Origin of the sequence: Mesorhizobium sp. M7A.F.Ca.CA.004.04.2.1 (assembly GCF_004022825.1) — a bacterium.
GTDB lineage: Bacteria > Pseudomonadota > Alphaproteobacteria > Rhizobiales > Rhizobiaceae > Mesorhizobium.
Genome location: NZ_RZPH01000307.1, coordinates 1 through 5,840, shown reverse-complemented (window position 1 = coordinate 5,840; position 5,840 = coordinate 1). Strand labels below are relative to the sequence as shown.

Below are 5,840 nucleotides of genomic sequence, written 5' to 3'. Positions count from 1 at the left end.
TGCACCTCTTCGCCGGTGGCCGAGCGCCCAACCCAAGGCGGGTCCGCGTTTTCCTGGCCGGGAAAGGCATCGAAGTTCCACAGGTGCCCATCGACATGGGGGCGCTGGAACACAGGCAACAGGCGGTCAGCTCGCGCAATCCCTTGCAGCGCCTGCCGGTGCTGGAACTCGACGACGGCACCGTCATCACGGAATCCGTCGCCATCTGCCGTTATTTCGAGGAACTGCATCCCGAACCGGCCCTGTTCGGGCGTGGCGCACTCGGCAAGGCGCAGGTCGAGATGTGGCAGAGGCGGATGGAATTCAATTTGCTCAGCTGCGTCACGCAGGCCTTCCGGCACACCCATCCGGCCATGAAGGAATGGGAAATCCCGCAGGTCTCCGAATGGGGCGAGGCCAACAAGCCGAAGGCCGTGGCGTTCCTCAGGCTGCTGGATGGAGAACTGGGCAGCCGGGAGTTCATCGCCGGTGACAGCTATTCGATCGCCGACATCACCGGCCTGATCGCTGTGGACTTCATGAAGCCGGCACGCATCAAGGTGCCGTATGATTGCGCGAATGTGTTGCGCTGGCATCAGGCCGTCTCCAGCCGGCCGAGCGCATCAGCCTGAGAATGACTGCCGAACTCGAAAACCTCGTCGCCAAGGTCCGCGCCTGTCGCATCTGCGTGGAAAATCCGGCCGGTAAGCCGTTGCCGCATGAGCCACGACCTGTGCTGCGCCCATCGTCCAGCGCCCGTATCCTGATCGCCAGCCAGGCGCCGGGGACCAAGGTGCATCTGTCGGGCATGCCGTTCACCGACGCCTCCGGCGATCGCTTGCGCAGTTGGCTTGGCGTGACGAGCGACGAATTCTACGACATCGAAAAATTCGCCATCGTGCCGATGGGTTTCTGCTTTCCCGGCCAGGATGCCAAGGGGGGAGACCTGCCGCCGAGGCGCGAATGCGCGGCGGCCTGGCGCGCGCCCTTGATGGCCTCGATGCCACGGATCGATCTGGTGCTGACAATCGGCATCTATGCGCAGTCCTGGCATATGGGTGCGGCGCGCCGGCCCTCCCTGACGGAAACGGTCATGGATTGGCGCTCCATCTGGGAGAATTCCGTCGGTCCGAAAGTGTTGCCGCTGCCGCATCCCTCGTGGCGCAACACCGGCTGGCTGAAGAAGAATCCATGGTTTGAAATGGATTTGCTGCCTTTTCTGCGTTCGGAAATCCGCTATCGCCTCGGCTGACCTTTCAGCAAGAAATCACTCGCTTTTTGCCCGATCAGCAGAATTCCTTTCTTGTGAAAGGCCTGTATAAGGCAGAGTATAGGCATTCTATTCCTTTGGGAGCACGATATGGATCGCCTCGATAGAAAAATCCTCCGCCTTTTGCAGGAGGACGCGACACTCGCGGTCGCCGACGTCGCCAAGAAAGTCGGGCTGTCGACAACACCTTGCTGGCGGCGCATCCAGAAGCTCGAGGAGGAGGGCGTCATCAAGCGGCGCGTTGCCATTCTCGACCATGAAAAGGTCAATGTGCGCGTCACCGTCTTCGTGTCGATCCGCACCAATTCGCACAGCCATGAATGGCTGCGGCGTTTCTCGGAAGTCATCCAGGAGTTTCCCGAGGTGGTCGAGTTCTACCGCATGAGCGGCGACGTCGACTATCTCCTGCGTGTCGTGGTGCCCGACATCGCCGCCTACGACGCCTTCTACAAGCGTCTGATCGCCAAGATCGAAATCCGTGACGTGTCGTCTTCCTTCGCCATGGAGCAGATCAAGTACACGACCGAAATCCCGCTCGACTACATGGTGCTGGACAAGGAATCGGGTGCCAACGCCGCCTGAGCTGCAGCAGGTTGTCCTGCTTAGTTCTTCTTTTTGTTGAGGAAACTCCAGGGAGAATTGACCGGCAGGGTGACGGTGTCCGGCACGCTGCCGACAGCGACCACATCTGCCTTGCGGACGCTGTAGCCAGACTGGATGACGCTGACGCCGTCGAGGATGAACAGCTGGCTCTTCTCCATGTCCGGCTTCAGCGCGCCGGTGACCGCGACAGGCTGATACGCCTCGGACATCTTGTAGGGACGAGCCGGCGTGACCAAGACAATCTGGTTGGGCGGGGGCGTCGGCATGTGGCTGCACGCACCCGTCCAGGGCACCAGCAGGAACTGATAGACAAGATCGCCATCGCGATCGACCGGCAATGCATAGCCGGCTAGCTGAATGCTTTTGTCCTGCAGGTTGAGGGACAGCGTCTCGCCGTGGTCGGGCAATTTTGCCGCGATCATCGGCAGCCCGACGTTTTCGGCGGCGGATTGCGTAGCCGGACGCAGATCCTTCCAGAATATGTGCGCGGTCTCGGCCGAGGCATCTGTGGCCGCGGACACAAACAATGCCGCTGCGAGCATTATGGTTGATTTCAGAGGATTGCTCATTGGCCCGCGTCCCTTTGAAGCTCAAGTAAAGACGCCGCTGTCAGCGACGTCAACGCTCCCGCCATCACATGTCGGCAGCCGCATCACATGTCGGCGAGATCCAGACATGCCGGAAAGCGGGTTTCCGCGCCGTCAGCCTTTCCTTGCGGCGATCCGCGCCAGCGTCTTGGCATTGGACAGCTCCCTTACCGCGTCCTTGCCGATCCAGCGCGCCGTCCTGTCGGTCGACTGCGCCAGCCGTTCGGCGACAGCCAGGGCAGCGCCGTGCATGTCCATCGATCGTTTGCCGATCGACCGAAGCGCCCAGTTCACGGCCTTCTTCACGAAATTGCGGCTGTCGTTCGCATGCGTTTCGATGATCGGCAGGAAGGAGAGGAAGGTCGCCCCTGGCTCCTTCTTCCGGTGGACGACGGACCAGGCCATCATGGCGAAGGCCGTGCGCCGAACGAACTCCCGCTCATCGGCCGCAAACTCGGCGATCAGTTCTTTCCAGGCGTCCGTATCGACAAAGAGATCCGAGACGCCGTCGACGATGTCCCAGGAGTCGAAACTAGCCGCCCATCGTCTTGCATCTTCAGCAGAAAACCGTTTCGAGTCAGCCGTGACGGAGGCGATGAACTGCGCCTCCATGATGCCGGTGTCCCATAGCTCGAAGGCGCGCTCGTGGTTGCGTTTGATCTTCCTGGCGATCTGCCGCTGCATGCCGTGCGTGATACCAAGTGCACGGTCGATCTTGATGCCGTAGCGCAACATGCCGAGGCGGTTCTCCTCCGATCCGATAGCGCGCAGATGGGCGACGATTTCTGCAGCACTGGATTGAGGCGAGAGCTCTGGCACCGCGGAACCTATTTTTCGAGACGGGCGAGCAGCGAGGACGTGTCCCAGCGCTTGCCGCCCATCGCCTGCACATCCTTGTAGAACTGGTCGACGAGTGCGGTGACCGGCAGTCTGGCGCCATTGCGGTCGGCCTCGGCCAGGCAGATGCCGAGATCCTTGCGCATCCAGTCGACGGCGAAGCCGAAATCATATTTGCCGGCGTTCATCGTCTTGTGGCGGTTCTCCATCTGCCAGGAGCCGGCGGCACCCTTGGAAATCACCTCTATCACCTTCTCGATGTCGAGCCCGGCCTTCTTGCCGAAATGGATGCCTTCGGCCAGGCCCTGGACGAGGCCGGCTATGGTGATCTGGTTGATCATCTTGGTGAGCTGGCCGGCACCGGCCGACCCCATCAAGCCGACCATGCGGGCAAAAGCGTCGATGACAGGCTTCGCTCTGTCGAAAGCGTCCTGCTCGCCGCCGACCATGACGGTCAGCACGCCGTTCTCGGCGCCGGCCTGGCCGCCCGAGACAGGCGCGTCGAGAAACGAAAAACCACCGACTTGCGCCGCCGCCGCCAACTCGCGAGCGACCTCGGCCGAGGCCGTGGTGTTGTCGATGAAGACCGAACCCTTCTTCATCGATTTGAAGGCGCCTTCCGGACCGGTCGTCACCGAACGCAAATCGTCGTCATTGCCGACACAGGAGAAGACAAAATCCTTGCCTTCGGCGGCCTGTGCTGGCGTCGCCGCAAGGCTACCGCCATGCTGGCCAACCCATTGCTCGGCCTTGGCCTTGGTGCGGTTGTAGACGGTGACGTCATGGCCGCCCTTGTTCTTCAAGTGCCCGGCCATCGGATAGCCCATCACGCCAAGACCGAGAAATGCAACAGATGCCATGAGCTTGCCCTTCAGAAACGGAATTTGCTGCGAGACGTCTAGGCTCTGCGCGCAATTCGTCAAGATGCGCAGGGCAGGATCGACTGGTGCAGCTGAATTTGAAAATAGTCAGCGTTTCAGGTGAACGGTGATCCGGCGCTCGATCCATTCGACGCCATGACGCAATATCTCGACCATCACCAGATAGACGAGCGCGACCCAGATATAGGCCTGGATGTCGAACGAGTTGGCGAAGGCGAGCTTGGCATTGCCCATCAGATCATAGACCGTGATGATGGCGACGATGGCGGAAGCCTTGACCATCAGGATCAGTTCGTTGCCATAGGGCCGCAAGGCGACGATCAAGGCTTGCGGCAGGATGATCTTGCGCAAGGTTTGCAGTTTGTGCAGGCCAAGCGATGCCGCCCCTTCCCATTGCCCTCTTGGCACGCTCTCGATGGCGCCGCGCAGGATTTCGGCCTGGTAGGCGGCGGTGTTGAGCGCAAACGCAAAGACGCCGCAATTGAACGCGTCCTTGAAAAAGTCCCAGAGGCCGATCGACTGGAGCTCGACCCTGAACGAGCCCAATCCGTAATAGACGAGATAGGTCTGGACCAGCAGCGGCGTGCCGCGGAAAAAATAGACGTAGCAATAGGCGAGGCCGGACAGGATCCGGTTCTTGGACATGCGCCCATAAGCGACGGGCACCGACAGAATCGCGCCGAGCACCATCGATATGGAAACCAGCGCGAGCGTAACCCCAAGCCCGCTCAAATAGGCGGGCGCATATTTGGCGAAGAACTCAGGGTTCCAGGCAAGAACCAGATAGCTGACGATGCCAATGCCGAACAAAATCCACAGGCAGACCAGCGCGTAACCGGCGATACGCCTGCGCGGCCAGCCGCGAGCCCGTGGCGGCGGACGTTCGACCATTGCGGCCGTGGCGCTCAACGCTGCGCCTCCTGCCGGCCAAGCGAGCGCAGAATAGCGCTGGTGGCGAAGGACGACAGGACGGCCAGGCCAAGAAAGACCAGCGAGGCGACACCGAAGAACAGGAAAGCATGCTTGGTGACGCGGGCGGCAATGCTAGCGTTACGCAGCGTCTCGGCCAGGCCGACGACCGACACCAGCGATGTGTCCTTGAGCAGGCTGAGCCAGCAGTTCTCCAGGCCGGGGAACGCGATGCGCAGCAGCTGCGGCACGATCACCTTGCGCATGGTCAGCCAGTTCGAAAGACCAATGGCATAGCCGCCTTCATACTGGCCTTTGGGAATGGCGCGGAAGGCGGAAAGAAAAACCTCGCTGGCATAGGACGAGAAGATCAGCGCAAGCACGATCATGCCGGCGACGAAGCTGTTGACGTCGATGGTGGTGTCCGGCCGGAAATACCTGACGAGATGCTGCAGCAGGATCGGCATGCCGAAGAAGAACAGGAAAAGCGTCACCAACTCCGGCAGGCCGCGAAAGACCGTGGTGTAGATGTTGGCGGCAAGGCGCAGCGAGGGTTCTTCGGACTGCTTGGCGAGGGCAATGAAAAAGCCGATCGTCAATCCGATGGGCAGCGTGGCAAGCGCAAGCGCAATGGTGATCAGTGCGCCATAGGCAATATCGTCAAGCCAGCCTTCGGGTCCCCAACTGAGAAGTGTCCATATGCTCTGGGCTGGCATTGGCCGGTCTTATCTCCACGGCATTCCTGAGACGAATAGAAAGACGGCGGGGAAATTC

The 5,840-nt window shown here is 60.8% G+C and carries 8 protein-coding genes; 3 read left to right on the top strand and 5 right to left on the bottom strand.

The genetic code is table 11. The features are described from left to right. The 3 genes from EN893_RS15475 to EN893_RS15465 form a co-directional block, all read left to right on the top strand. Positions 1-611, top strand: a 611-nt coding sequence (locus EN893_RS15475) for a glutathione S-transferase (RefSeq protein WP_164900902.1), incomplete at its 5' end; no start/stop codon positions are given. Continuing rightward, complete coding sequence (locus tag EN893_RS15470; RefSeq protein ID WP_127270833.1) at positions 551-1,231, top strand: uracil-DNA glycosylase family protein; 681 nt, start codon at positions 551-553, stop codon at positions 1,229-1,231. The genes EN893_RS15475 and EN893_RS15470, both read left to right, overlap by 61 nt. Positions 1,232-1,339: 108 nt before the next feature. After that, a complete protein-coding gene (locus tag EN893_RS15465) occupies positions 1,340-1,831 on the top strand; it encodes an Lrp/AsnC family transcriptional regulator (protein ID WP_006205209.1) in 492 nt (163 codons plus the stop codon). Positions 1,832-1,851: 20 nt separating this feature from the next. On the opposite strand, the gene EN893_RS15460 is transcribed toward EN893_RS15465, so the two are convergent. From EN893_RS15460 to EN893_RS15440, 5 genes are all read right to left on the bottom strand, one after another. After that, a complete protein-coding gene (locus EN893_RS15460; protein ID WP_127270836.1) occupies positions 1,852-2,421 on the bottom strand; it encodes a DUF3299 domain-containing protein in 570 nt (189 codons plus the stop codon). A 132-nt stretch (positions 2,422-2,553) separates the two neighbouring features. Further along, positions 2,554-3,258: a DNA alkylation repair protein gene (locus EN893_RS15455; RefSeq protein WP_127270838.1), complete on the bottom strand. Its 705-nt coding sequence runs from the start codon at positions 3,256-3,258 to the stop codon at positions 2,554-2,556. An 8-nt stretch (positions 3,259-3,266) separates the two neighbouring features. Beyond that, a complete protein-coding gene (locus EN893_RS15450) occupies positions 3,267-4,136 on the bottom strand; it encodes an NAD(P)-dependent oxidoreductase (RefSeq protein ID WP_127270841.1) in 870 nt (289 codons plus the stop codon). Between the two features lie 108 nt (positions 4,137-4,244). After that, positions 4,245-5,066, bottom strand: a complete 822-nt coding sequence (locus tag EN893_RS15445; protein WP_127270843.1) for an ABC transporter permease — start codon at positions 5,064-5,066, stop codon at positions 4,245-4,247. After that, on the bottom strand, positions 5,063-5,782 hold the full coding sequence (locus EN893_RS15440; protein ID WP_127270845.1) for an ABC transporter permease: 720 nt from the start codon (positions 5,780-5,782) through the stop codon (positions 5,063-5,065). Before EN893_RS15440 ends, EN893_RS15445 begins: the two co-directional genes overlap by 4 nt. Positions 5,783-5,840 lie beyond the last annotated feature (58 nt).

What these genes read in the sequence shown, in the direction of transcription:
- EN893_RS15465 (WP_006205209.1), top strand. Translation starts at nt 1,340, where the DNA reads ATGGATCGCCTCGATAGAAAAATCCTCCGCCTTTTGCAGGAGGACGCG.
- EN893_RS15460 (WP_127270836.1), bottom strand. Translation starts at nt 2,421, where the DNA reads ATGAGCAATCCTCTGAAATCAACCATAATGCTCGCAGCGGCATTGTTT.
- EN893_RS15450 (WP_127270841.1), bottom strand. Translation starts at nt 4,136, where the DNA reads ATGGCATCTGTTGCATTTCTCGGTCTTGGCGTGATGGGCTATCCGATG.
- EN893_RS15440 (WP_127270845.1), bottom strand. Translation starts at nt 5,782, where the DNA reads ATGCCAGCCCAGAGCATATGGACACTTCTCAGTTGGGGACCCGAAGGC.